This window comes from Streptomyces sp. NPDC059917 (assembly GCF_042730635.1).
Lineage (GTDB): Bacteria > Actinomycetota > Actinomycetes > Streptomycetales > Streptomycetaceae > Streptomyces.
Genome location: NZ_JBHWLC010000007.1, coordinates 81,289 through 103,857, shown reverse-complemented (window position 1 = coordinate 103,857; position 22,569 = coordinate 81,289). Strand labels below are relative to the sequence as shown.

General features: G+C 69.4%; 24 protein-coding genes. 12 read left to right on the top strand and 12 right to left on the bottom strand.

Translation table 11 applies throughout. From position 1 onward, the window contains the following. Window position 1: 1 nt before the first annotated feature. Entirely contained in the window at window positions 2-604 is a 603-nt protein-coding gene (locus ACFWAR_RS06510) for a helix-turn-helix transcriptional regulator (protein ID WP_385773713.1), read from the bottom strand. A gap of 267 nt (window positions 605-871) precedes the next feature. Between ACFWAR_RS06510 and ACFWAR_RS06505 the strand changes: the two genes are divergently transcribed. Then, window positions 872-3,394, top strand: a complete 2,523-nt coding sequence (locus ACFWAR_RS06505) for a transglycosylase domain-containing protein (protein ID WP_385773711.1) — start codon at window positions 872-874, stop codon at window positions 3,392-3,394. A gap of 86 nt (window positions 3,395-3,480) precedes the next feature. Further along, a complete protein-coding gene (locus ACFWAR_RS06500; RefSeq protein WP_385773709.1) occupies window positions 3,481-4,938 on the top strand; it encodes a glycosyltransferase family 87 protein in 1,458 nt (485 codons plus the stop codon). Window positions 4,939-4,962: 24 nt separating this feature from the next. On the opposite strand, the gene ACFWAR_RS06495 is transcribed toward ACFWAR_RS06500, so the two are convergent. From ACFWAR_RS06495 to ACFWAR_RS06485, 3 genes are all read right to left on the bottom strand, one after another. Beyond that, a complete protein-coding gene (locus ACFWAR_RS06495; protein WP_385773707.1) occupies window positions 4,963-5,994 on the bottom strand; it encodes an alanine racemase in 1,032 nt (343 codons plus the stop codon). A gap of 58 nt (window positions 5,995-6,052) precedes the next feature. After that, on the bottom strand, window positions 6,053-7,171 hold the full coding sequence (locus ACFWAR_RS06490; RefSeq protein ID WP_354378860.1) for a peptidoglycan bridge formation glycyltransferase FemA/FemB family protein: 1,119 nt from the start codon (window positions 7,169-7,171) through the stop codon (window positions 6,053-6,055). A 129-nt stretch (window positions 7,172-7,300) separates the two neighbouring features. Then, window positions 7,301-7,603: a hypothetical protein gene (locus tag ACFWAR_RS06485; RefSeq protein WP_385773704.1), complete on the bottom strand. Its 303-nt coding sequence runs from the start codon at window positions 7,601-7,603 to the stop codon at window positions 7,301-7,303. A gap of 256 nt (window positions 7,604-7,859) precedes the next feature. On the opposite strand from ACFWAR_RS06485, the gene rpsF reads away from it, so the two are divergent. From rpsF to rplI, 4 genes are all read left to right on the top strand, one after another. Further along, window positions 7,860-8,150, top strand: a complete 291-nt coding sequence (gene rpsF / locus ACFWAR_RS06480; protein WP_004950685.1) for a 30S ribosomal protein S6 — start codon at window positions 7,860-7,862, stop codon at window positions 8,148-8,150. A gap of 76 nt (window positions 8,151-8,226) precedes the next feature. Further along, on the top strand, window positions 8,227-8,835 hold the full coding sequence (locus ACFWAR_RS06475; RefSeq protein WP_385773702.1) for a single-stranded DNA-binding protein: 609 nt from the start codon (window positions 8,227-8,229) through the stop codon (window positions 8,833-8,835). A gap of 42 nt (window positions 8,836-8,877) precedes the next feature. Next, a complete protein-coding gene (rpsR, locus tag ACFWAR_RS06470) occupies window positions 8,878-9,114 on the top strand; it encodes a 30S ribosomal protein S18 (protein WP_003956534.1) in 237 nt (78 codons plus the stop codon). An 18-nt stretch (window positions 9,115-9,132) separates the two neighbouring features. Beyond that, window positions 9,133-9,579: a 50S ribosomal protein L9 gene (gene rplI / locus ACFWAR_RS06465; protein WP_385773700.1), complete on the top strand. Its 447-nt coding sequence runs from the start codon at window positions 9,133-9,135 to the stop codon at window positions 9,577-9,579. 153 nt (window positions 9,580-9,732) lie between these two features. On the opposite strand, the gene ACFWAR_RS06460 is transcribed toward rplI, so the two are convergent. After that, the gene (locus ACFWAR_RS06460) at window positions 9,733-11,070 is read right to left on the bottom strand and encodes an MATE family efflux transporter (RefSeq protein WP_385773698.1); all 1,338 of its coding nucleotides are present in this window, start codon (window positions 11,068-11,070) and stop codon (window positions 9,733-9,735) included. Window positions 11,071-11,522: 452 nt separating this feature from the next. Here ACFWAR_RS06460 and dnaB point away from each other — a divergent pair, with 452 nt between their 5' ends. Continuing rightward, entirely contained in the window at window positions 11,523-12,986 is a 1,464-nt protein-coding gene (gene dnaB / locus ACFWAR_RS06455) for a replicative DNA helicase (protein WP_385773850.1), read from the top strand. 9 nt (window positions 12,987-12,995) lie between these two features. Continuing rightward, a complete protein-coding gene (locus ACFWAR_RS06450; RefSeq protein ID WP_385773696.1) occupies window positions 12,996-14,405 on the top strand; it encodes a serine hydrolase domain-containing protein in 1,410 nt (469 codons plus the stop codon). 35 nt (window positions 14,406-14,440) lie between these two features. On the opposite strand, the gene ACFWAR_RS06445 is transcribed toward ACFWAR_RS06450, so the two are convergent. After that, window positions 14,441-14,893, bottom strand: coding sequence for a GNAT family N-acetyltransferase (locus ACFWAR_RS06445; protein WP_385773848.1), 453 nt, complete (start codon window positions 14,891-14,893; stop codon window positions 14,441-14,443). A gap of 26 nt (window positions 14,894-14,919) precedes the next feature. Continuing rightward, the gene (locus ACFWAR_RS06440; protein ID WP_385773694.1) at window positions 14,920-15,807 is read right to left on the bottom strand and encodes a GNAT family N-acetyltransferase; all 888 of its coding nucleotides are present in this window, start codon (window positions 15,805-15,807) and stop codon (window positions 14,920-14,922) included. Window positions 15,808-15,947: 140 nt separating this feature from the next. Here ACFWAR_RS06440 and ACFWAR_RS06435 point away from each other — a divergent pair, with 140 nt between their 5' ends. Further along, window positions 15,948-16,598, top strand: coding sequence for an HAD family hydrolase (locus ACFWAR_RS06435; RefSeq protein ID WP_385773692.1), 651 nt, complete (start codon window positions 15,948-15,950; stop codon window positions 16,596-16,598). Between the two features lie 18 nt (window positions 16,599-16,616). After that, window positions 16,617-17,927 (top strand): globin domain-containing protein, encoded by a 1,311-nt coding sequence (locus ACFWAR_RS06430; RefSeq protein ID WP_385773846.1) that lies wholly within the window; start codon window positions 16,617-16,619, stop codon window positions 17,925-17,927. 25 nt (window positions 17,928-17,952) lie between these two features. On the opposite strand, the gene ACFWAR_RS06425 is transcribed toward ACFWAR_RS06430, so the two are convergent. From ACFWAR_RS06425 to ACFWAR_RS06405, 5 genes are all read right to left on the bottom strand, one after another. Next, window positions 17,953-18,432: an NUDIX domain-containing protein gene (locus ACFWAR_RS06425; protein ID WP_385773690.1), complete on the bottom strand. Its 480-nt coding sequence runs from the start codon at window positions 18,430-18,432 to the stop codon at window positions 17,953-17,955. A gap of 52 nt (window positions 18,433-18,484) precedes the next feature. Further along, complete coding sequence (locus tag ACFWAR_RS06420) at window positions 18,485-19,381, bottom strand: LysR family transcriptional regulator (RefSeq protein ID WP_385773844.1); 897 nt, start codon at window positions 19,379-19,381, stop codon at window positions 18,485-18,487. Window positions 19,382-19,565: 184 nt separating this feature from the next. After that, window positions 19,566-20,711, bottom strand: a complete 1,146-nt coding sequence (locus ACFWAR_RS06415) for a cystathionine gamma-lyase (RefSeq protein ID WP_385773688.1) — start codon at window positions 20,709-20,711, stop codon at window positions 19,566-19,568. Further along, the gene (locus ACFWAR_RS06410; RefSeq protein WP_385773842.1) at window positions 20,708-21,151 is read right to left on the bottom strand and encodes a low molecular weight protein-tyrosine-phosphatase; all 444 of its coding nucleotides are present in this window, start codon (window positions 21,149-21,151) and stop codon (window positions 20,708-20,710) included. The genes ACFWAR_RS06415 and ACFWAR_RS06410 overlap by 4 nt, the downstream gene beginning before the upstream one ends. Window positions 21,152-21,210: 59 nt before the next feature. Beyond that, on the bottom strand, window positions 21,211-21,591 hold the full coding sequence (locus tag ACFWAR_RS06405) for a phage holin family protein (RefSeq protein WP_385773686.1): 381 nt from the start codon (window positions 21,589-21,591) through the stop codon (window positions 21,211-21,213). 90 nt (window positions 21,592-21,681) lie between these two features. Here ACFWAR_RS06405 and ACFWAR_RS06400 point away from each other — a divergent pair, with 90 nt between their 5' ends. Then, a complete protein-coding gene (locus ACFWAR_RS06400; protein ID WP_330331521.1) occupies window positions 21,682-21,999 on the top strand; it encodes a cupin domain-containing protein in 318 nt (105 codons plus the stop codon). 162 nt (window positions 22,000-22,161) lie between these two features. Beyond that, entirely contained in the window at window positions 22,162-22,377 is a 216-nt protein-coding gene (locus ACFWAR_RS06395) for a DUF5326 family protein (RefSeq protein ID WP_385773684.1), read from the top strand. The last annotated feature ends 192 nt before the right edge of the window (window positions 22,378-22,569 follow it).

Below are 22,569 nucleotides of genomic sequence, written 5' to 3'. Positions count from 1 at the left end.
CTCATTTTGCAGTTTCGTCGGACGAGTCGGGTCGTCTGCGATCCCGTCCCGCCCGCTCGCTCTCGATCAGCTCGTTCAGCCAGCGCACTTCGCGCTCCACGGATTCCATGCCGTGTCGCTGCAGCTCAAGGGTGTAGTCGTCGAGGCGCTCCCGCGTGCGGGCGAGCGAGGTGCGCATCTTCTCCAGGCGCTCCTCCAGCCGGCTGCGGCGGCCCTCCAGCACCCGCATGCGCACGTCCCGTTCGGTCTGACCGAAGAACGCGAAGCGGGCGGCGAAGGACTCGTCCTCCCAGGTATCGGGGCCGGTGTGGGAGAGCAGCTCTTCGAAGTGCTCCTTACCCGCAGCCGTCAACCGATAGACGATCTTGGCGCGGCGCCCTGCGAGTGAAGCGGCGACCGCGTCTTCCAGGGCATTGCCCGGTTCTTCGATCAACCACCCGTTGGCGACGAGCGTCTTGAGGCAGGGATAGAGGGTTCCGTAGCTGAACGCCCGGAACACCCCCAGCGAGGTGTTGAGCCGCTTGCGCAGCTCATAGCCGTGCATGGGGGACTCGCGAAGCAGGCCGAGAACAGCGAACTCGAGAATGCCTGAGCGCCGGCTCATCCGCCTGCTTCCTCCTCGTCCCTGAGTTCTTTATGTCGAGCTGATGTATCGACTCGATACATCCAGACGATAGAACGGGCGGCCCGTTACGACAAGGGGAGACGTGGTGACCGGCGTCACATCACTAATTCGTAGGAGGCAAGTTGCCTGATTTGGGGTGAACTTCGGCACTGGTTGGGTTTTGAGCGTGCGTAGTCTGTGCGCCGGGGGAACCGGAATACGCCTGCCGCTTCCAGGCCACTCGCCTGCCCGAGGAGTAGTCGTTCGATGAGCGAGCACCGCCGCAAACCGCCGCAGCAAGGCGGTGGACGGGCCGCGGCCCGCCGGGCCGCCCAGCAGCGGCCTGCCCGGGGCGCCGCGCCCGGGCACGACGCCCCCACCGCATCGCCCGGTGGACCGTACGAGGGACAACCGGTCCCCGACGGCCGTGCCGGGGCCCGCAGGGGCGCCCGAGGGGCCGGCGGAGGCCGTGGCGGCAAGGGATCCGGCCGCGGCGACAAGCGGCTCATCAACTACCCGCGGTCCGACCGGGACGGCTGGAAGCGATTCCTTCCCTCCTGGAAGCTCGTCGGGGGCACGGCCCTGGGCTTCTTCGCCGTCATCACGGCCGGCTCGGGCATCGGCATCGCGATGGTGGGCACCCCTGACGCGAACAAGGCCGCCGAGGCCCAGAACAACGTCTTCTACTGGGCCGACGGCACCCAGATGGTCGCGACCGGCGGGTCGACCAACCGGCAGATCGTGCCCATCGACAAGATTCCCCGGTCGATGCAGAACGCCGTGATCTCGGCGGAGAACGAGTCCTTCGAGACCGACAAGGGCGTCGACCCCATGGGCATCGCCCGCGCCGTGGTCAACATGGCCAAGGGCGGTTCGACCCAGGGCGGCTCCACCATCACCCAGCAGTACGTGAAGAACACCTTCCTGGACTCCGACCAGACGCTGAAGCGGAAGGTCACGGAGCTGTTCATCTCGATAAAGCTGGGTGTCACCGCGGAGAAGGACACGATCCTCGCGGGCTACCTGAACACGGCGTACTACGGCCGGGACGCCTACGGCATCCAGGCCGCGTCCCGTGCGTACTTCAACAAGGACTGCGACAAGCTGACGCCCTCCGAGGGCGCCTTCCTCGCCTCGGTCCTCAAGGGACCCAACCTCTACAACCCGGACGGCGGCATCGGATCGGCGGCCACCCCCGAGGCCAACACCAAGAGGGCCCAGAGCCGCTGGGCCTGGGTGCTCGACCGCGAGGTCGCCGTGGGCCGGATGACCGCGACCGAGCGGGCCCAGTACCGCGAGTTCCCCAAGCTGGTCGACTCCGCGCAGGCCCGTTCGCTCGGCGGTCAGACCGGGTACCTGGTCGAGACGGCCAAGCAGTACGTGATGAAGGCCAAGGGCCTCACCGCCGAGCAGATGGCACTGGGCGGCTACCAGATCACCACCACCTTCCAGAAGCCCAAGGTGGACGCGCTGGTCAAGGCCGTCGAGGACACCCGCAATGGCTTCCTGGACGAGAAGGCGCGGCCCGACTACGACACCTTCGTCCAGTTCGGCGCCGCTTCCGTCGACGTGAAGTCCGGCGCCGTCGTGGCCCTCTACGGCGGGCCCGGCTGGGACCAGAAGCACTTCACCAACAACGCCAACACCATCGGTGTCCCCGTCGGCTCCACCTGGAAGCCGTTCGTCCTGGCCGCGGCACTGGAGTACGGCACCCAGAACTCGCACGGCGAGGGCATCTCGGTCAGCAGCAAGTACAACGGCAACGACCAGACCGTCATCAACAACCGGGACGGCAAGCCGCTGCGCGCCGCCGACGGCACGCCCTTCCGGCAGAAGAACGAGAGCCCCACCGCCTACGGGTACGTGACCCTCAACGAGGCGATGGAGAAGTCCATCAACACGCCGTTCGCCCAGCTCGTCTTCGACGTCGGCCACGACAAGGTGCGCGGGGTGGCCAAGGCCTCCGGCATCCTCGACGAGTCGATGGACCCGGCCGACAACGCCTCGTTCGCCCTCGGCACCTCGACCCCGTCGGCCATCCGCATGGCAGACGCCTACGCGACCTTCGCCGACTCCGGCACGCACCACGAGCCCTTCTCGGTCACCAAGGTGCTCAAGGACGGCAAGGAGCTGTCCGGCTTCGAGGCGCCGAAGTCCCAGCGGGCCATGGACAACTCCATCGCCGACAACATCACCAAGGTCCTGCGCAACGTCGTGGAGAACGGCACCGGCACCAAGGCCAAGAAGCTGGGCCGCCCGGCGGCGGGCAAGACCGGCACCACCGACCAGAACAAGTCGGCCTGGTTCGTCGGCTACACCCCGCAGCTCTCGACCGCCGTCACCCTGTTCCGCAACGACCCGAACTCGGCGGACAAGAAGCTGATGTCCATGAACCGGGTGGGCGGTGTCGACTCCATCCACGGTGGTGACATCCCCGCGGTGATCTGGACCGAGTACATGAAGGCCGCCCTCACGGGCGCTCCGAAGAAGGACTTCCCGGAGGCCGAGGACATCGGCGTGACGGCCGACGCCGCGGGCGCTCCCACGCCGACGCCCACCCCCGTGCCGTCCCCCTCGCCGTCCGTCACGGAGTCGCCGCAGATCTCGCCGTCCCCGACGGTCTCGCCGTCCCCGTCCGCGGGGGGCAAGCCCAGCTGCAACCCGTGGAAGCTGTACTGCGACCCGGACCCGAGCGGCACGCCCACCGGTCGTCCCAGTCCGACCAAGACGGGCAGGCCGGGCCGCCCGGGCAACAGCATCTGGGGACCCACGGGCGCCGACACCGGCTGATCGGCCGGGTCCGCGCTCCGAGGGCCGTCGCATTCCGATGCGGCGGCCCTCGGCACGTTCACAGCCCCGTACGGCAGGATGAGCGCATGACGAAGGTGCACGAGGACCGCCCCGTACTGCCGACCCAGCACGACGAGGTCGCGGCGGCCGGCAGCGAGCTGATCGGCGGACCGACGGGCAGGTACGCGCGGCTGGGCGGGCACTGGCTGAGCCCCGTGCGCGTCATCGTCCTGGTGGCGATCGGCATGTTCGCGCTCGGGATGGTGCAGAAGCTGCCCTGCTACGACTGGGCGTGGTTCCGCGGCGCGGGCTCGCAGTACACCCACGCCTGCTACTCCGACATCCCGCACCTGTACGTGGTGCGCGGCTTCGCCGACGGTCTGACGCCGTACTTCGACCGGCTCACCGGCGACATGCAGTACCTCGAGTACCCCGTGCTCACCGGGCTCTTCATGCAGGTCGCGTCCTGGCTCACGCCCACCGGCGGCTCCATGCAGCACCGCGAGCAGATGTACTGGATGGTCAACGCGGGCATGCTGATGGCCTGCGCCGCCGTCATCGCGGTCTGCGTGGCCCGGACGCACCGCCGCCGCCCCTGGGACGCCCTGCTCTTCGCCCTCGCGCCCGCCTTCGCGCTGACCGCGACGATCAACTGGGACCTGTTGGCCATCGCGCTGACCGCCGCCGCGATGCTCATGTGGTCCCGCGGCCGGGCGCTGGCGTTCGGCATCCTGATCGGCCTGGCCACCGCCGCCAAGCTCTATCCCGTGCTGCTGCTCGGGCCGTTGTTCGTCCTGTGCTGGCGGGCCGGCAAGTGGCGCGCGTTCGCACTGGCCGCCCTCGGCGCGGTGGCGTCCTGGCTCGTGGTGAACCTGCCCGTGATGGTCTACGCCTGGGACGGCTGGTCGAAGTTCTACACCTTCAGCCAGGAACGTCCGATCGACTTCGGGTCGGTGTGGCTGCTGATCTCCCAGCGCTCCGGGAACCCGCTGGAGGGCGCGAACACCTACGCGACGGGCCTGACCCTGCTGCTCTGCGGCGCCATCGGGTTGCTCGGGCTCACCGCCCCGCGGCGCCCCCGCTTCGCCCAGCTGGTGTTCCTCGTCGTCGCCGTCTTCATCCTGGCCAACAAGGTCTATTCGCCGCAGTACGTGCTGTGGCTCATCCCGCTGGCCGCCCTCGCCCGACCGCGCTGGCGCGACTTCCTCATCTGGCAGGCCTGCGAGGTCATGTACTTCCTCGGGATCTGGTCCTACCTCGCCTACACGACCAGCGGGGAGAAGCACCAGGGCCTGCCCATCGAGGGCTACCAGCTGGCCATCGCCGCGCACCTGCTCGGCACCTTGTACCTCTGCGCCGTGATCGTGCGGGACATCCTGCTCCCCGAGCGGGACGTGGTGCGCCAGGACGGCTCTGACGACCCCTCGGGCGGTGTCCTGGACGGCGCCGAGGACGTGTTCGTGCTCTCCCACGCCGCGAGGGCGCCGCAGGATGCGACGCCCTCGGAAGGACAGCGGGTCGAGTGGGGCGCCACCCGGGATTGACCCCGGCGGGCGCCCGTACCCGAATCAGGCCTCGAACGCCCGGTCGAACTGGGTCGTGGTGTGCCGCAGGTGGGCCACCAGCTCGTCGCCCACGCGCGGCTCGGTCGCGTCCGAGGGCACGAACAGGATCGACACCTGCATGTGCGGGGGCTCCGCGAACCAGCGCTGCTTGCCCGCCCACACGAAGGGCGACAGGTTCCTGTTCACGGTGGCCAGCCCGGCCCGGGCGACCCCCTTGGCGCGCGGCATCACACCGTGCAGGGCCTTGGGGGCCTCCAGACCCACGCCGTGCGAGGTGCCGCCCGCCACGACCACCAGCCAGCCGTCCGAAGCGGCCTTCTGCTGGCGGTAGCCGAAGCGGTCGCCCTTGGAGACCCGAGTGACGTCCAGAACGGAGCCGCGGTACTGGGTCGCCTCGTGGTCGCCCAGCCACAGCCGGGTGCCGATCCTCGCCCGGAACCGGGTCTGCGGGAACTGCTGGCGCAGCCGCGTCAGCTCCTCGGCCCGCAGGTGGCTGACGAACATCGTGTGCAGCGGCAGCCGGGCCGCGCGCAGCCGGTCCATCCAGGCGATGACCTCTTCGACGGCGTCGGAGCCGTCGGGGCGGTCGAGCGGCAGGTGCAGGGCGAAGCCCTCCAGCCGCACGTCCTCGATCGCCGACTGCAGCTGTCCCAGATCGTGTTCGGAGATCCCGTGGCGGCGCATCGAGCTCATGCACTCGATGACGACACGGGCGCCGACCAGGCCGCGCACCCCGTCCACGGAGGACACCGAGCGGATGACCCGGTCGGGCAGCGGCACCGGCTCCTCGCCCCGCCGGAACGGGGTGAGGACCAGCAGGTCCCCGCCGAACAGATCCTTTATCGCGGCGGCTTCGTACGTCGTGCCCACGGCCAGGATGTCGGCGCCCATGCGGGTCGCCTCTTCGCACAGCCGCTCGTGGCCGAAGCCGTAGCCGTTGCCCTTGCAGACCGGGATCAGTCCGGGGAACTGATCCTGAATCTGCTTCTGGTGCGCACGCCAGCGCGCGGTGTCGACGTAGAGCGTGAGCGCCATGCCCGTCCGGAACCTCTCTAGAAAAGAACTGCGCGGTGCAGCGGGGGTGGGGTGGGAATCAGCGGCGGGACATGTAGATGTCGAGCGCCTTGTGCAGCATCTTGTTGAGCGGGAAGTCCCATTCGCCGACGTACTCGACGGCTTCGCCGCCCGTGCCGACCTTGAACTGGATCAGGCCGAACAGGTGGTCGTTCTCGTCCAGCGTGTCGCTGATGCCGCGCAGGTCGTACACGCTCGCGCCGAGCGCGTAGGAGTCGCGCAGCATGCGCCACTGCATCGCGTTCGACGGGCGGACCTCGCGCTTGTGGTTCGCGGAGGCGCCGTACGAGTACCAGACGTGCTGGCCGACGGTGAGCATCGTGGCGGCGGCCAGCGGCTCCCCTTCGTGCGTGGCGATGTACAGGCGCATCCGGTTCGGGTCCTCGGAGTTGAGGGCCGTCCACTGGCGCTGGAAGTAGCTGAGCGGGCGCGGGCGGAACTTGTCGCGCTCGGCGGTGATCTCGTAGAGGTGCTGCCAGGTGGGCAGGTCCTCGTAACCGCCCTGGACGACCTCGACGCCGGCCTTCTCGGCCTTCTTGATGTTGCGGCGCCACAGCTGGTTGAAGCCCTTGAGGACGTCGTCCAGCGAGCGTTCGGCGAGCGGGACCTGGAAGACGTAGCGCGGCTGGACGTCACCGAAGCCGGCGCCGCCGTCCTCGGCCTGCTGCCAGCCCATGCGGCGCAGCTTGTCGGACACCTCGAAGGCGCGGGGCTCGATGACCGAGGCCTCCACGTCGCGCAGGCGCTTGACGTCCGGGTCCTGGATGCCGGCCTTGATGGCCGTCGAGTTCCAGCGGCGGATGACGACGGGCGGGCCCATCTTCACGGTGAAGGCGCCCTGATGCTTCAGGTGCGCCAGCATCGGCTGGAGCCATTCCTCCAGGTTCGGGGCGTACCAGTTGATGACGGGGCCCTCGGGAAGGTACGCGAGGTACCGCTTCACCTTGGGCAACTGCCGGTACAACACCAGTGCGGCACCGACGAGTTCACCGGAGTTGTCGAACCAACCGAGGTTCTCCGAACGCCATTCGTTCTTCACGTCGGCCCACGCCGGAACCTGGCAGTGGCTCGCCGAGGGCAGGCTCTGGAGGTATGCCAGATGCTGCTCTCGGCTGATGGTCCTCAGGGACAGGCTCATGCGGGGCGTCTCCTAGGCGGCTTCGCTGGCTATGGCGCGAAGCCTACTGCGACAAGGGCGCCACCCATCTGGGGGACGGACCCGGTCCGGGCCGAGGGCCGGCCGGCGCCCTGTCGCGGAGGTGCCCGGCTACCCGAAGAGACCGCCGTGCGCCATGGCGAGATAGAACCCGACCGCAGCCGCTCCCAGGCCGACGATCAGTGCGAAGCGCTCGCGTGTCGTGGCCGAGATGAACTGTCCGTAGGCGCCGGTGAGGATGCCGATCAGCCCGGTCCACGAGCTGAGCAGGTGCAGATTGTGGAAGAACGCCGTGACGAACGCCACGATGCCGAGGATCAGGGTGACCGCCACAAGGGTGTCCTGCAGCGGGTGGGGCTTGCCGTCGGTGGAGAAGAGCGAGATGGACGACTGGGGTCGCATTGCCTGTGCCATCGGAAGGCACCTCCTGGCTGACGCAGAGCGGTGCAGCGGAGTAGCCGTCCGGCGGAGCCGGGGGCATAGCACCGAGCACACCCGATGGGTACAGGGTGTGGCCTCCAGGCGCCGGATTTCAACCGGAAGGAGGGGAGCAGGTACTCTGTACGGTCTGCACCTGTGTCCGTTCGCTCGGACCCGGTGCGATTACGCATCACGACCCTCCTGCCACGGAACGACCGTGGCCGCTGAGTCCAAAGGAGGTGGGTTCCACATGCGTCACTACGAAGTGATGGTCATCCTCGACCCCGATCTCGAGGAGCGCGCTGTCTCCCCGCTGATCGAGAACTTCCTTTCTGTCGTCCGTGAGGGCAACGGAAAGGTCGAGAAGGTCGACACCTGGGGCCGTCGTCGTCTCGCTTACGAGATCAAGAAGAAGCCCGAGGGCATCTACTCGGTCATCGACCTTCAGGCCGAGCCTGCGGTCGTCAAGGAGCTCGACCGACAGATGAACCTGAACGAGTCGGTCCTCCGGACCAAGGTCCTCCGTCCCGAGACCCACTGAACCTCCCAGTTCAGCGGTAATCGGGATTTCGAGTAGCACAAGCAGCCAGCAGCAAAACCCGCCGAGAGGTTCATCCATGGCAGGCGAGACCGTCATCACGGTCGTCGGCAATCTCGTCGACGACCCCGAGCTGCGCTTCACCCCCTCGGGTGCGGCGGTCGCGAAGTTCCGTGTCGCGTCCACTCCCCGCACCTTCGACCGCCAGACCAATGAGTGGAAGGACGGCGAGAGCCTGTTCCTGACCTGCTCGGTGTGGCGGCAGGCGGCCGAGAACGTCGCAGAGTCCCTTCAGCGGGGCATGCGTGTCGTCGTTCAGGGCCGGCTGCGCCAGCGGTCCTACGAGGACCGTGAGGGTGTCAAGCGCACGGTCTACGAGCTGGACGTCGAGGAAGTCGGCCCCAGCTTGAAGAACGCCACGGCCAAGGTCACCAAGACCACGGGTCGCGGCGGCCAGGGTGGCTACGGCGGCGGTGGCGGCGGCGGCCAGCAGGGCGGCGGCGGTGGCAACTGGGGCGGAGCCCCCAGTGGCGGCCAGCAGGGCGGCGGAGCACCTTCCGACGACCCGTGGGCGTCCAGCGCGCCGGCCGGCGGCCAGCAGCAGCAGGGCGGCGGGGGTGGCTGGGGCGGAAGCTCCGGCGGCTCCGGCGGCTCCGGCGGTGGCTACTCGGACGAGCCGCCCTTCTAAGGGCAGCTCTACCCCACTTCTTGATCACACAGGAGAGACACAATGGCGAAGCCGCCTGTGCGCAAGCCTAAGAAGAAGGTCTGCGCGTTCTGCAAGGACAAGACCGTGTACGTGGACTACAAGGACACGAACATGCTGCGGAAGTTCATTTCCGACCGCGGCAAGATCCGTGCCCGCCGCGTCACCGGCAACTGCACGCAGCACCAGCGTGACGTCGCCACGGCAGTCAAGAACAGCCGTGAGATGGCGCTGCTGCCCTACACGTCCACCGCGCGATAAGGAAAGGGTGACCGAATAATGAAGATCATCCTGACCCACGAGGTCTCTGGCCTCGGAACTGCCGGCGACGTCGTCGACGTCAAGGACGGCTACGCTCGCAACTACCTGGTCCCGCGTGGTTTCGCGATCCGCTGGACCAAGGGTGGCGAGAAGGACGTGGCGCAGATCCGCCGCGCCCGCAAGATCCACGAGATCGCGACCATCGAGCAGGCCAACGAGTTCAAGGCCAAGCTCGAGGCCGTCAAGGTGCGTCTGGCCACCCGCTCGGGTGACTCCGGCCGCCTCTTCGGCTCCGTGACCCCGGCCGACATCGCCACGGCGATCGAGTCCTCCGGTGGTCCGAAGGTCGACAAGCGCCGCGTCGAGCTGGCGTCCCCGATCAAGACCCTCGGTTCGTACCAGGTCTCCGTGCGTCTGCACGCCGAGGTCGTCGCGAACCTGGGCATCGAGGTCGTCGCCGCCTAAGTGCCGCGCACGAAGGGCCGTACCCCTCGGGGTACGGCCCTTCGTCGTTCCCGGACGGCGTCGGAGCTCCTGCGGGCGGCGGTGTTTCACGTGGAACACGCTGTTTCACGTGAAACCATCCGTTTCACGTGAAACAGCGGTGGTGGACCGCGGTCAGCGCGAGGCGCCCGTGACCAGCCAGCGGCCGGAGCGGGCCCGCAGCTGGAGCGTGACCATCCGCACCAGCATCATCAGCGTCATCGCCCACCAGAGCGTGGTGAGGCCACCGCCGATGCTGGGGACGAGCAGGGCGGCCGGGGTGAAGACGGCCAGCGTCACGACCATCGCGCCGGCGAGGTAGCGACCGTCGCCCGCTCCCATCAGGACCCCGTCGAGGACGAAGACGATGCCGGAGACCGGCTGGGAGACCGCCACGACGAGCAGGGCGGGCAGCAGGGCGTCCTTGACCGTGGGGTCGCCGGTGAAGAGCGGTACGAACAGCGGCCGGGCCGCGACCACCAGGATGCCGAGGACGACTCCCGAGACCACCCCCCACTGCACCATGCGGCGGCACACGGCCTTGGCCCCCTCGGTGTCGCCCGCACCCAGGTACCGGCCGATGATCGCCTGTCCGGCGATCGCGATCGCGTCCAGTGCGAAGGCGAGCAGGCTCCACAGGGAGAGCAGGATCTGGTGCGCCGCGATGTCGGCATCGCCCAACCGGGCGGCCACGGCCGTCGCGATCATCAGGACGGCCCGCAGGGACAGGGTCCGCACCAGCAGCGGTACCCCGGCCTGTGCGCAGGCACGGATGCCCGCGGCGTCGGGCCGCAGGGAGGCACGGTGGCGGCGGGCTCCACGGACGACGACGATCAGGTAGGCGGCGGCCATGGCGCACTGGGCGATGACCGTTCCCCACGCCGAACCGGCGATGCCGAGGCCGGCGCCGTAGACCAGGGCCACGTTCAGGCCGCCGTTGAGGGCGAACCCGCCGATGGCGACGTAGAGGGGGGTGCGCGTGTCCTGGAGGCCGCGGATCACTCCGGTGGCGGCGAGCACCACGAGCATGGCCGGGATGCCGAGGGCGGAGATGCGCAGATAGGTGATGGCGTACGGGGCCACGGTGTCGGAGGCGCCGAAGAGCGAGATCAGCCAGGGAGCCGTGGGCAGCACCAGGGCGATGACGGCTGCGCCGAGCAGGAGGGCGAGCCAGATGCCGTCCATGCCCTGCCGGATGGCGGCTTGGAGGTCGCCCGCGCCGACCCGGCGGGCGACCGCCGCGGTGGTGGCGTAGGCGAGGAAGACGAAGACGCTCACGGCGGTCGTCAGGAGGGCCGCGGCGACTCCGAGGCCGGCGAGCTGGGGGGTGCCGAGGTGTCCCACGATGGCACTGTCGGCCATGACGAAGAGGGGCTCGGCGACGAGTGCGCCGAAGGCGGGAACGGCGAGTGCGAAGATCTCCCGGTCGTGCCGTCTCGGGGCAGCCTTCGGGGGCTCAGTGGCCTGTGTCATGTGCTCAATCTAATCTTCCACAGGTAATAGATACAAGACCCTTTAGATCCTTACTGGGGCGCTGACTTGGGCGTTCTTCGCACCCCTTTGGAGGCGATCTTGGGGCGGCGGCGAAGAAATTTTTCCCGCACCGTCCGGGGATGACGAAATCCCAGGTCAGATGGGGTGTCGGGGTGGGTCGGGTGATTTTGTCCACAGCGTCGTCCCCCGGTCCGTACACAGCTTCCGGCGAGTTACCCACAGCATTCCGCTCGTCATCCACATCTCATCCACACAGCCTGTGGATAACAAGATTGGCTGACGTCGCCGACGGCTCTACCGTGGTGCGTTGCCCGACGCGCCGAGAGCCGATCCGGGTGCCCCAAATGTCAGAGCCGTGTCGTAGAAAGAGTGACACGGCAAGGTCCGCTTTGCGGACGGGAGGAGGCGGCCCGGTGAGCAGTCCCGAGCCCATGGACGACCCTTGGGCCGACAGCGGTCCCGGTGACCGTCTGCCCGCCCGTCCGCGCCGCAACGGCGAAGGCCGCGGCCGCGGGGACGAGCAGTCCGATCGGGGCCGCGAGGGCGGCTCCTGGGACGGCGGAGGCGGTGGCTTCGAGCGGGTCCCGCCGCAGGACCTGGACGCCGAGCAGTCGGTCCTGGGCGGCATGCTGCTCTCGAAGGACGCGATCGCCGACGTGGTCGAGGTCCTCAAGGGACACGACTTCTACCGTCCCTCGCACGAGACGATCTACCAGGCGATCCTCGACCTGTACGCGAAGGGCGAGCCCGCCGACCCGATCACGGTCGGCGCGGAGCTCACCCGGCGCGGCGAGATCAGCAAGGTCGGCGGGGCGTCGTACCTGCACACGCTGGTCCAGTCCGTGCCGACGGCGGCGAACGCGGAGTACTACGCGGAGATCGTCCATGAGCGGGCGGTCCTGCGCCGACTGGTCGCGGCGGGTACGAAGATCACGCAGATGGGCTACGCGGCGGACGGGGACGTCGACGAGATCGTCAACAGTGCCCAGGCCGAGATCTACGCCGTCACCGAGCAGCGGACCTCCGAGGACTACCTGCCGCTCGGCGACATCATGGAAGGCGCCCTCGACGAGATCGAGGCGATCGGCTCGCGCAGCGGCCAGATGTCCGGAGTCCCGACCGGCTTCACGGACCTGGACTCGCTGACCAACGGTCTGCACCCCGGCCAGATGATCGTCATCGCGGCCCGCCCCGCCATGGGCAAGTCCACGCTCGCGCTCGACTTCGCGCGGGCCTGCTCCATCAAGGCCAATCTGCCCAGCGTCATCTTCTCCCTCGAAATGGGGCGCAACGAGATCGCGATGCGCCTGCTCTCGGCGGAGGCCCGGGTGGCGCTGCACCACATGCGCTCGGGCACCATGACCGACGACGACTGGACCCGGCTGGCCCGCCGGATGCCGGACGTCTCCGCGGCTCCGCTCTACATCGACGACTCTCCCAACCTGTCGATGATGGAGATCCGCGCGAAGTGCCGTCGGCTCAAGCAGCGAAACGATCTGTCGCTCGTCGTCATCGACTACCTGCAGCTGATGCAGTCCGGTGGCTCGCGCCGCCCCGAGAGCCGCCAGCAGGAGGTCTCGGACATGTCCCGAAACCTCAAGCTGCTCGCGAAGGAGCTGGAGGTCCCGGTGATCGCGCTCTCGCAGCTGAACCGTGGTCCCGAACAGCGCACCGACAAGAAGCCGATGGTCTCCGACCTTCGAGAGTCCGGCTCCATCGAGCAGGACGCCGACATGGTGATCCTGCTGCACCGCGAGGACGCGTACGAGAAGGAGTCGCCCCGCGCCGGTGAGGCGGACCTGATCGTGGCCAAGCACCGCAACGGTCCCACGGCGACGATCACGGTCGCTTTCCAGGGCCACTACTCACGGTTCGTGGACATGGCCAACACCTAGAGTCTGATCATGAGTTCCGTAGACGCAGTTGACACAGCAGGCACCGCCGAAGACCGGGAACTGCTCCCCTCGACCCGGCGGGCGCTGCGCCACCGCCTCGCCGTCGCGCAGAGCGAGGGACGGGCGCCGTCGATCGTGGCCGCCGTGGCCCGTGGCGGCGAGATCGTCTGGGAGGGCTCCCGTACCTGTGTGGACGGGCACGGGCCCGACGGAGACGTGCAGTACCGGGTCGGCTCGATCAGCAAGACCTTCACCGCCGTGCTCGTGCTGCGGCTGCGCGACGAAGGCCTGTTGAGCCTGGACGACCCGCTGGAGAAGCACCTCCCGGGTACGGGCGCGGGCGAGGTGACCATCGCTCAGTTGCTCGCCCACACGGGCGGACTGGCGGCGGAGACGCCCGGGCAGTGGTGGGAGCGCAGCCCGGGCTCGCTGAGGCCCGAACTGGCCGACGTCCTGGGCGAGGAGCCGTTCCGACACGTGCCCGGGCGGCGCCACCACTACTCCAACCCGGGCTACACCCTGCTGGGATCGCTGGTGGAGGCGGTCCGCGGCAAGGCGTGGGCCGAGGTGCTCCGTGCCGAGGTGCTGGAGCCGCTGGGGCTGGAGCGCACCACCGTGCTGCCACGGGCACCGCACGCGGGCGGTTGGGCCGTCCACCCCTGGGCCGACGTGCTGCTGCCGGAGCCGCTGGAGGACCTCGGTCTCATGGCACCGGCCGGGCAGCTCTGGTCCACGACGCGGGACCTGGCCCGCTTCGCGATGTTCCTCGCCCGGGGCGACGAACGGGTGCTGGCCGCGGACACGGTCCGCGAGATGCGCACGGCGGCCTCGCCGCCCGAGCCGGGCGTCGCGGAGGGCGGGTACGGGCTGGGCATGCAGCTGATGGCCTCCGGCGGCCGCTCCCTGGCCGGGCACAGCGGTTCGCTCCCGGGGTTCGTCGCCTGCCTGTGGGTGAGCGAAGCGGACGACCTCGCCGTGGTCGCCCTGGCGAACTGCACCTCCGGCCTGCCGATCGCGCTGGTCGCCTCCGAACTGCTGGGCATCGTGGCGGAGGCGGAACCGCGGATCCCCGAGCCCTGGAAGCCCTTCCGGGAGGCCGACGAGGTGGCCCTGGAGCTGACGGGGCCCTGGTACTGGGGAGCGGCTCCGTTCGTGCTCCGACTGACCGCGGACGGGACCCTGGCGCTCGGCCCGGTCTCGGCGACCGGACGGGCGGCCCGGTTCCGGGTTGCGGGGGACGGGAACTGGACCGGGGTGAACGGCTACTACGCGGGCGAGACCCTACGCGTGGTGCGTCGCGAGGACGGATCCCCGAGCCACTTGGACATCGGTTCGTTCGTGTTCACCCGTGCGCCCTACGACCCGTCCGCGCCGGTCCCCGGGGGCGTGGACCCCCAGGGGTGGCGCGGCGTGGGCTGATCGTGCGGCCGGCGCACCGCGCCGGCCGCACGTCGTCAGAGCTGGTACTTGAAGCCGACGTGCGAGGCGACGAAGCCGAGCCGCTCGTAGAACCGGTGGGCATCGGTACGGGTGACGTCCGAGGTGAGCTGCACGAGCTGGCAGTTCTCCGCCCGGGACTTCTCGATCGCCCATTCGATGAAGAGCGTGCCCAGTCCGCTGCCCCGCTCGTCGGCGTGCACGCGGACGCCTTCGACGATGGAACGCGTGGATCCCTTGCGGGACAGGCCCGGGATGATGGTCAGCTGGAGGGTGCCGACCACCCGGTCCCCGCGGACGGCGACGACGACGTGCTGGTTCGGGTCGTCCGTGAGTCGCTTGAGGGCCGCGATGTAGGGGGTGAGGTCGTCCGGGGACTCCCTGGTGGCACCGAGCGGGTCATCGGCGAGCATCGCGACGATGACGGGAAGGTCGGCCTCGGTGGCGGGCCGGATGTCCAGCTGGGGCAGGTCGTTCATGGAAGGGTGTTCCTTTCTCAGCCCGCGGCCACGGTGAGCGGGGCCCAGCGGCGGGTCCAGTCTCCGGGCAGGTCGGGGAGGTCCCGGGTCATGACGGTGTTGAAGGTGATCGAGTCGAGACCGCGGTCCTTGAGCCAGTCGCGCAGATCTTCGTGGCGCACGTCGATGTCCGTGCGCAGGGGGCGGTCGGTCGTCGCCGCGAGGGCCGTGATGAGGGCCTGGGCGCCCGCGGTGTCGCGCGCGATCAGTGGGCCGACGACATGGGTGTCCATGTTCGGCCAGATGGCGGCGTATCCGACGAGGTCGCCGGTGTGGTCCTCGGCGACGACCAGCCGGTCCGCGAAGGCGGGCAGCCGGGCGATGATGTGGGTCCGGTCGGTGCCGAAGACCTCGGCGTCGAGCCGCAGGATCCGCGGGAGGTCCTCCGCGGTGGCCGGGCGGACCGGGACGGTGTCGGCCGCGGGCACCGCGGGGTCGGGCCGGAAGGCGCCCTTGAGCATTTCGCCCCGGCCCGTGGTCGCGAAGCCGAGCTCCTCGTAGAGGGGCCGACCGTACGGGGTGGCGTTGAGGGTGAGCGGGACGCCCTTGAGGACGTCGTCGCAGACGTGCGCCATCAGGCGGCGGCCCAGTCCCCGACGGGAGTACCGCTCGGCGATGAGGACCATGCCGATGGCGGCCAGTTCCGCGGTGTCGTACGTCTGTCCGTATCGGGTGACGACGCATGCGGCTGCGAGGCCCTGCCCGTCGGGTGCGTCGACCCCGTAACCGCTTCCGGCGGCGAGGAGCAAGGCCCATTTGTGGTCCTCGCGAGGCCACCCGCGGTCTTCGGAGAGGTCAGCGCAGCGCCGGAGATCGTCCAGGGTCAGTGCGCGGATCGGTAGATCGGTGAGCTGTGGTGGTGTCACCGGCCCAGCCTGGATCACTGGCCGGGGAGCGTCCAGAGGTTTTGGAGGCGGATGTTTCACGTGAAACCAGCCGCTGTCGGCCGTTGTTTCACGTGAAACGCGCTGTTTCACGTGAAACGGACGCACTAGCCTCACCCTTCATGACTCGCCTGCACCTTTTCGACCTCGACGGCACGCTCATGTTCGGCTCCGCGGCGCCGATCGAGATCTCACGGCAGCTCGGTCTGGGCGCCGAGATCGCGGAGCTGGAGCGGGCCTTCGGAGCGCGGGAGATCGGGCCCCAGGAGTTCGCCGTGGGAGTGCACACGCTGTGGGCGGAGCTGACGCCGACGCACGTCCGGGCGGCCTTCGACGCTGCGCCCTGGATCGAGGGCATTCGCGAGGTGTGGCAGGAGATCCGTGAGGGCGGGGACTACTGCGCGGTGATCTCCCTGTCGCCGTCGTTCTTCGTGGAACTCCTGGTGGAGTGGGGTGCGCACGCGGCGCACGGCTCGGTCTTCCCGGAGGTGCCGTTCACGCGTCCCGTGGACGTGAAGGGGATCTTGACCCCGGAGGGCAAGCTGGAGGTGGCGGACCGGCTCTGTGCCCGGTTCGGGGTGAGCCGGAGCGACTGTGTGGTCTACGGGGACTCCATGACCGATGCGGTGCTGTTCGCTGCGCTGCCGGTCTCGGTGGCGGTCAACGCGCGGCCCCACGTCGCAGCGCTCGCGACGCACGTCTACGAAGGAAGGGATCTTCGCGAGGCGTATCGGCTCGCCGGGACGCTCTCCCCGAAGGCCGAGGCATCTTAAGCGGAGGGTTGGCGGGAACTGCGGATTTTCGGCATTTCCCCGCAAGCCGCTCCATCGGCTGGCATGCTGCGAAGCCCGGAACCACGGATTCGAAGCCGTGGCGCGTGCAAACCGACCGAGATGCTCGAAGCGAGGCACCGCATGGACGCTCCGCCCACCAGATCGGCCAGATGGGGGACCGACGGAATACCCTCCGGGGGCGGCGCGACCGAGCCTTCCCCCGATGCCGTGCTCATCCGCAAGACCCTCGCCGAGGTCGGCCCCGTGGCCGACAAGGTGACGTCGTACTTCTACGCCCTGCTCTTCACGGGGCATCCGGAATTACGGTCGATGTTCCCCGTGGCCATGGACGTGCAGCGGGAACGGTTGCTGAAGGCCCTGCTCACGGCTGCCGAACACATCGACAATCCGCAGGTGCTCGCCCCGTATCTGAGCCGATTGGGCACCGGCCACCGCAAGTACGGCACGATGGCCGGGCACTACCCGGCCGTGGGCGAGGCCCTGATCGGCGCGCTGGCCCGGTTCGCGGAAGGCACGTGGGGCCCGGAGGCGGAGGCCGCCTGGGTGCGGGCCTACACCGCGATCTCCCAGATCATGATCGACGCCGCCGCGGCGGACGAGCAGAAGGCCCCCGCGTCCTGGCAGGCCGAGGTGGTCTCCCACGAACTGCGCACTCCTGACATCGCCGTACTGACGGTCCGCCCCGATCAGCCCTACCCCTTCCTGGCGGGCCAGTACACGACCCTGGAGACCCCGTGGTGGCCGCGGGTGTGGAGGCACTACTCCTTCGCCTCGGCGCCACGCTCGGACGGCCTGCTGTCCTTCCACGTCAAGGCCGTCCCCGCGGGCTGGGTCTCCAACGCCCTGGTGCGCCACGCCCGCCCGGGCGACGTCCTGCGGCTGGGGCCGCCGGCGGGCTCCATGGTGGTCGACCACACCACGGACAACGGAATGCTGTGCCTCGGGGGCGGTACGGGCATCGCCCCGATCAAGGCACTGATCGAGGACGTCGCGGGCCACGGCGAGCGCCGGCCGATGGAGGTCTTCTTCGGAGCGCGCAGCGACGGGGACCTCTACGACAAGGACACCCTGTTGGGCATGCAGCGCTCGCACCCGTGGCTGTCGGTGCGGCCGGTGGTGTGCGACGGTCTGGCCGGGCAGTTGCCGCAGGCGGCCGGTGAGCACGGACCCTGGAACTCCTACGACGCCTTCGTCTCGGGTCCGCCCGGCATGATCCGTAGTGGTGTGGACGCCCTCAAGCAGATCGGGATCCCGGGCGACCGGATCCGGTACGACTCGGTCGAGGAGCCGGTGGGGGTCTCCGGCTGAGCCGGAGAGCCCCACCGGGCCCGGCTCAGCCCAGGTCGGGAGCGTGCATGGCGCGGACTCCCTCGATGTTCCCGTCGAGGTAGTGGCGCAGGGACAGCGGGACGAGGTGGACGGCGGCGATGCCGACGCGGCTGAACGGCACCCTGACGATCTCGTACTCGCCTTCGGGCTCATCGACCTCGGGGCCGTGGCGCAGGCTCGGGTCCATCGATTCGAGGTGGCAGACGAAGAAGTGCTGCACCTTGACGCCGGTCACCCCGGCCTCGGCGATGTGCTCGACGGTGTCGACGAAACAGGGCACCACATCGGTGATCTTGGCCCCGAGTTCCTCGTGGACCTCTCGGTGCAGGGCGTCGACGACGGTGTCGTCCGTGGACTCCACTCCGCCGCCGGGTGTGAGCCAGTAGGGATCGACGCCGGGCCTGGTGCGCTTGATCAGGATCAGATCGTCACCGTCGAGCAGGATCGCGCGAGCGGTGCGTTTGACCACAGGACGTTCGGTCATGGATGAAGCGTGGCCCAGGACTCCGCTTCTGAAACGCGACACCGGGAATCGGTCACCATTGCGCCGCGGCGCGCAGGAGGTGGTCGTGGGCGCGCGCGAGGTGGGCGAGGGCGAGACTGCCCGCGCGCACCACGAGGAACCAGGTGCGCAGCGGCGGTACGACGGGCTCCAGGAGGGCGACGACCCGACCGCTGTCGAGGGCGTCCTGACACAGGTAGCGGGGCAGTACGGCCAGTCCGCCGCCCGTGGCCGCGCACTCCAGTACCGCCCGCAGGTCGGGAGCGACGACGGTGGCCGCGGCCGTGGGGAGGGCGTCGAAGACCGCTGCCCAGTAGCGCGTGATCAGGGGCAGGGACTCGTGCACTTCGACGAGCGGGATCCCGTCCATGGCGGCCGGGCCCTTGGTGCGGAGCAGCTCGGGGTCGATCAGCGCGGCCCAGTAGGGAGCCGCGACCAGGACGTGCTCCTCGTCGCACAGGGCGGTCGCGGTGAACATCGAGCCCCGGGGGCGGGTGGTGGTGACCCCGAGGTCGAACTGGCAGGCGCCCAGTCCTTCCAGCACCTGAGCCGCTTCTGTCGGAAGGGAGGCGCGCAGGCTCTGTCCCTGGCCCACGAGCGGCGCCAGGGCCGGGAGCACGCGCAGGCACAGGAACTCCGGCGGCCCGGCCAGATGGAGGGTGCGGACCGCCCCGGCCGCTTCCTGTTGGGTCCCGGCGATCTCCAGCAGGGCGTCCAGGTGCGGGGCCGCCTTGCGGGCCAGCTCGTCGCCGATGGCGGTGGAGGTGACGCCGCGGGACTGGCGGTGGAACAGCGGTCGCCCGAGCTGGCGTTCGAGGGTGCGGATCTGCGAGGTGACGGCGGGCTGGGAGAGCCCCAGCAGCGCGGCCGCCCGGGTGAAGGAGCCGGCCCGGTGCACGGCGACGAAGGTGCGCAGCAGCGCCAGGTCCATGGCCGCCCCTCTCGGTGAGGCCATCCACTATAAATATGTCGATAGCTACCTGTCGCTACCGTGATTGGACTCTGACAGAGAGTCAACTAGCCTTGCCGGTGTGGTTCTTCACGCGGGAACCCGGGGCGGTCCGAGCCACCAGGGGGGAGGCTCGGACCGCCTGCGCGTGCTGGTCGCGTGCTGGTCAGGCCCCGGAACCGGCGACGTCGAGGGCCCGCAGGACGTCCGCGACGAGGTCTTCGGTGTCCTCGGCCCCGGCGGAGAAGCGGATGAACCCCTCCGACACGGCATCCCCGCCCCATCGGCGGCGCCGCTCGGCCGTCGAGCGGACCCCACCGAAGCTCGTGGCGTCCTCCACCAGGTGCAGAGCGCTCATGAACCGTTCGGCACGGGCCCGGTCCGGCAGGGTGAAGGAGACCACCGAGCCGTAGCCCGCCATCTGCCGGGCGGCCGTCTTGTGGGACGGGTCATCGGGCAGTCCCGGATAGCGCAGGCCGGTGACGTCGGTGCGCTCGGCCAGCGCCTCGGCGACCGCCAGCGCGTTGTCCCACTGACGGTGGGTGCGCAGTTGCAAGGTGGCCAGGGAGCGGTGGGCCAGCCAGGCCTCCATGGGCCCCGGGATCGCACCGACGACCTTGCGCCACAGGCGGACCCGGGCGGCGAGCTCCGGGTCGCGGCAGCTGACGTAGCCGAGGAGCAGGTCGCCGTGGCCGGTGAGGCCCTTGGTGCCGCTGGCGACCGAGAAGTCCGCGCCGAGTGCCAGGGGGCGCTGCCCCAGAGGGGTGGCGAGGGTGTTGTCCACGGCGACCAGGGCGCCGCTCGCGCGGGCCACCTCGACCAGCCGCCGTACGTCGCAGACGTCGAGCCCGGGGTTGGACGGGGTCTCGATCCAGAGCAGCCGGGCTCCGTCGATCACGGCCAGCTGTGCTTCCCGCGCGGTCGGGGCGCTGCGCACGTGGACTCCGTACGCCTCCAGCTGGGCCCGGACGAGCGGCAGGGCCTGGTACCCGTCGTCCGGGAGGACGACGGTGTCGCCGGCGCGGGTCTGGGAGAGCAGGACGGCGGACACCGCCGCCATGCCGGAGGCGAAGACGATCGTCTCCACCTCCTCCCCGGGGGCTTCGAGCTCCCCCACGGCCCGTTCGAGCAGGGTCCAGGTGGGGTTGGTGTCGCGGCCGTAGGTGTACGGCCCCTCGACGTCGCCGGGCAGGTGGAAGTGCGCGGCGAAGACCGGCCCCGGCAGGGTCGGTTCGTTCTTGACCGGGTCGGGCAGCCCGGCGCGCACCGCGCGGGTGCCTTCGCCGATGCGGGATCGGTCCTGGGGGTTCACGGGGTGTGCTCCTTCAGCGCGGTGCGGACGGCTGCCAGCAGGCCGGGTCCTGCGGCTTCGACCAGCTCCAGGCACGCCTCGAAACCGTCGAGGGATCCGTAGTACGGATCCGGTACGTCCAGGTCGAGGCCTTCGGCGGCCGGGTCGTAGGACCGCAGGAGCCGGACCTTGGCGGCGTCCTCCCGGGTCGGGGCCATCCTGCGCAGGTCGCGCAGGTGTCCCGTGTCGAGCGCGATGACGAGGTCGAGGCGGCCGAACCACGACGGGTGGAACTGCCGGGCCCGGTGTCCGTGTCCGTAACCGGCGGCCGCCAGCACGGAGACCGTGCGCGGGTCGGCGCCGTCGCCCTCGTGCCAGCCCCCGGTACCGGCGCTGTCCACCTCGACCAGGTCGCTCAGCCCGGCCTCGGCGACCTGGTCGCGGAAGACCGACTCGGCCATGGGTGAGCGGCAGATGTTGCCGGTGCAGACGAAGCACACGCGGTACACGGGCAACTCGCTCAGTCCTTGTCGGGCAGGACCATGTTCACGGCCCAGGAGACGACGGAGATGATCAGGCCGCCGATGACCGCGGTCCAGAAGCCCTCGACGTGGAAGGACAGGTCGAGCTTGCCGGCCAGCCAGGAGGTCAGGAGCAGCATCAGGGCGTTCACGACCAGGGTGAACAGGCCGAGGGTGAGGATGAACAGGGGCAGCGAGAACAGCTTCACCACGGGCTTGACGATGAGGTTGACCAGGCCGAAGACCAGGGCGACCAGGATCACGGTGAGGGCGCGGTGACCCATGCTGCTGCCGTCGTCGAGGGAGATCTTGGGGACCAGCCAGATCGCCACGGCGAGGGCCGCGACGTTGGCGATCGTCTTGACTACGAAATTCGTCATGTGTCTGATCGTTGCAGAGAAGATCCGGCTGGGACATCAGCACGACAGCCGAAGCCAGGGCACGACAGAGCGCGAGGGGCGTAAGCAACGATGAAGGCATTCCGGCTGGACGAACTAGAGGCCGAGCGACTGGCCAACGACGGGGCCTACCTCCAGTTCCTGAGGGAGCGGAACATGTCCGTCGGTCTGTACGCGTTGGACGCCGGGCAGAGCGATCCCCAGCAGCCGCACGCCCAGGACGAGGTCTACTTCGTCGTCAGCGGTCGGGCCTCGATCACCGTCGGGGAAGAGACGACGACGGTGGCGCGCGGGGGCGTGGTCTACGTTCCGGCCGGAGTCCCGCACCGCTTCCACCACATCACCGAGGACCTGAAGGTGCTGGTCGTCTTCTCGCCGCCGGAGGGCTGACCCGCTTCCGGCGCCGCGGACCCCTGACTTCCCGGTGGTCAGGGGGGCGAAGGCCCCTAGGGGTCGGGTCAGGGGACTCCAAGGGATCTGGAGCCCCCATCGTGATGCACCGCCTCCTAGCATCGGAGTCAGGAAGTCACGCATCAGGAAGAGGTTGAGGACATGGACGGCATCCGGGAGACATTCGCAGGTATGCCCTGGTGGGTTAAGTGGGTCGCGGTTCCGCTGCTGGCGCTGTTCGTCTTCGGCGGCCTGCTCACCGCCCTCATCGGCTTGATCTTCAAGGTGCTGCTCTTCGTCGGCCTCGTCGGCGGTCTGATCTTCGTCGTGAAGAAGTTCAGCGGCGGCGGTTCGAAGTCCTCGTCCAGCGACTGGTAGGAACGGCTCCGCAGCGGATTAACCCAGGTGGGCGAACCTGGACCCCTGGACCGCTCGTTCCCCGGGAAGCCGCCGATACAGTGGCAATCTGTGCATTTTCCTGGGTACCGACGCCGGTGATCCGCCCTGACCCGCGGTGCCTTCACACATCAGCCGAGCACGACCCCCAGGAAGCGCGGACACGCGGGGGCG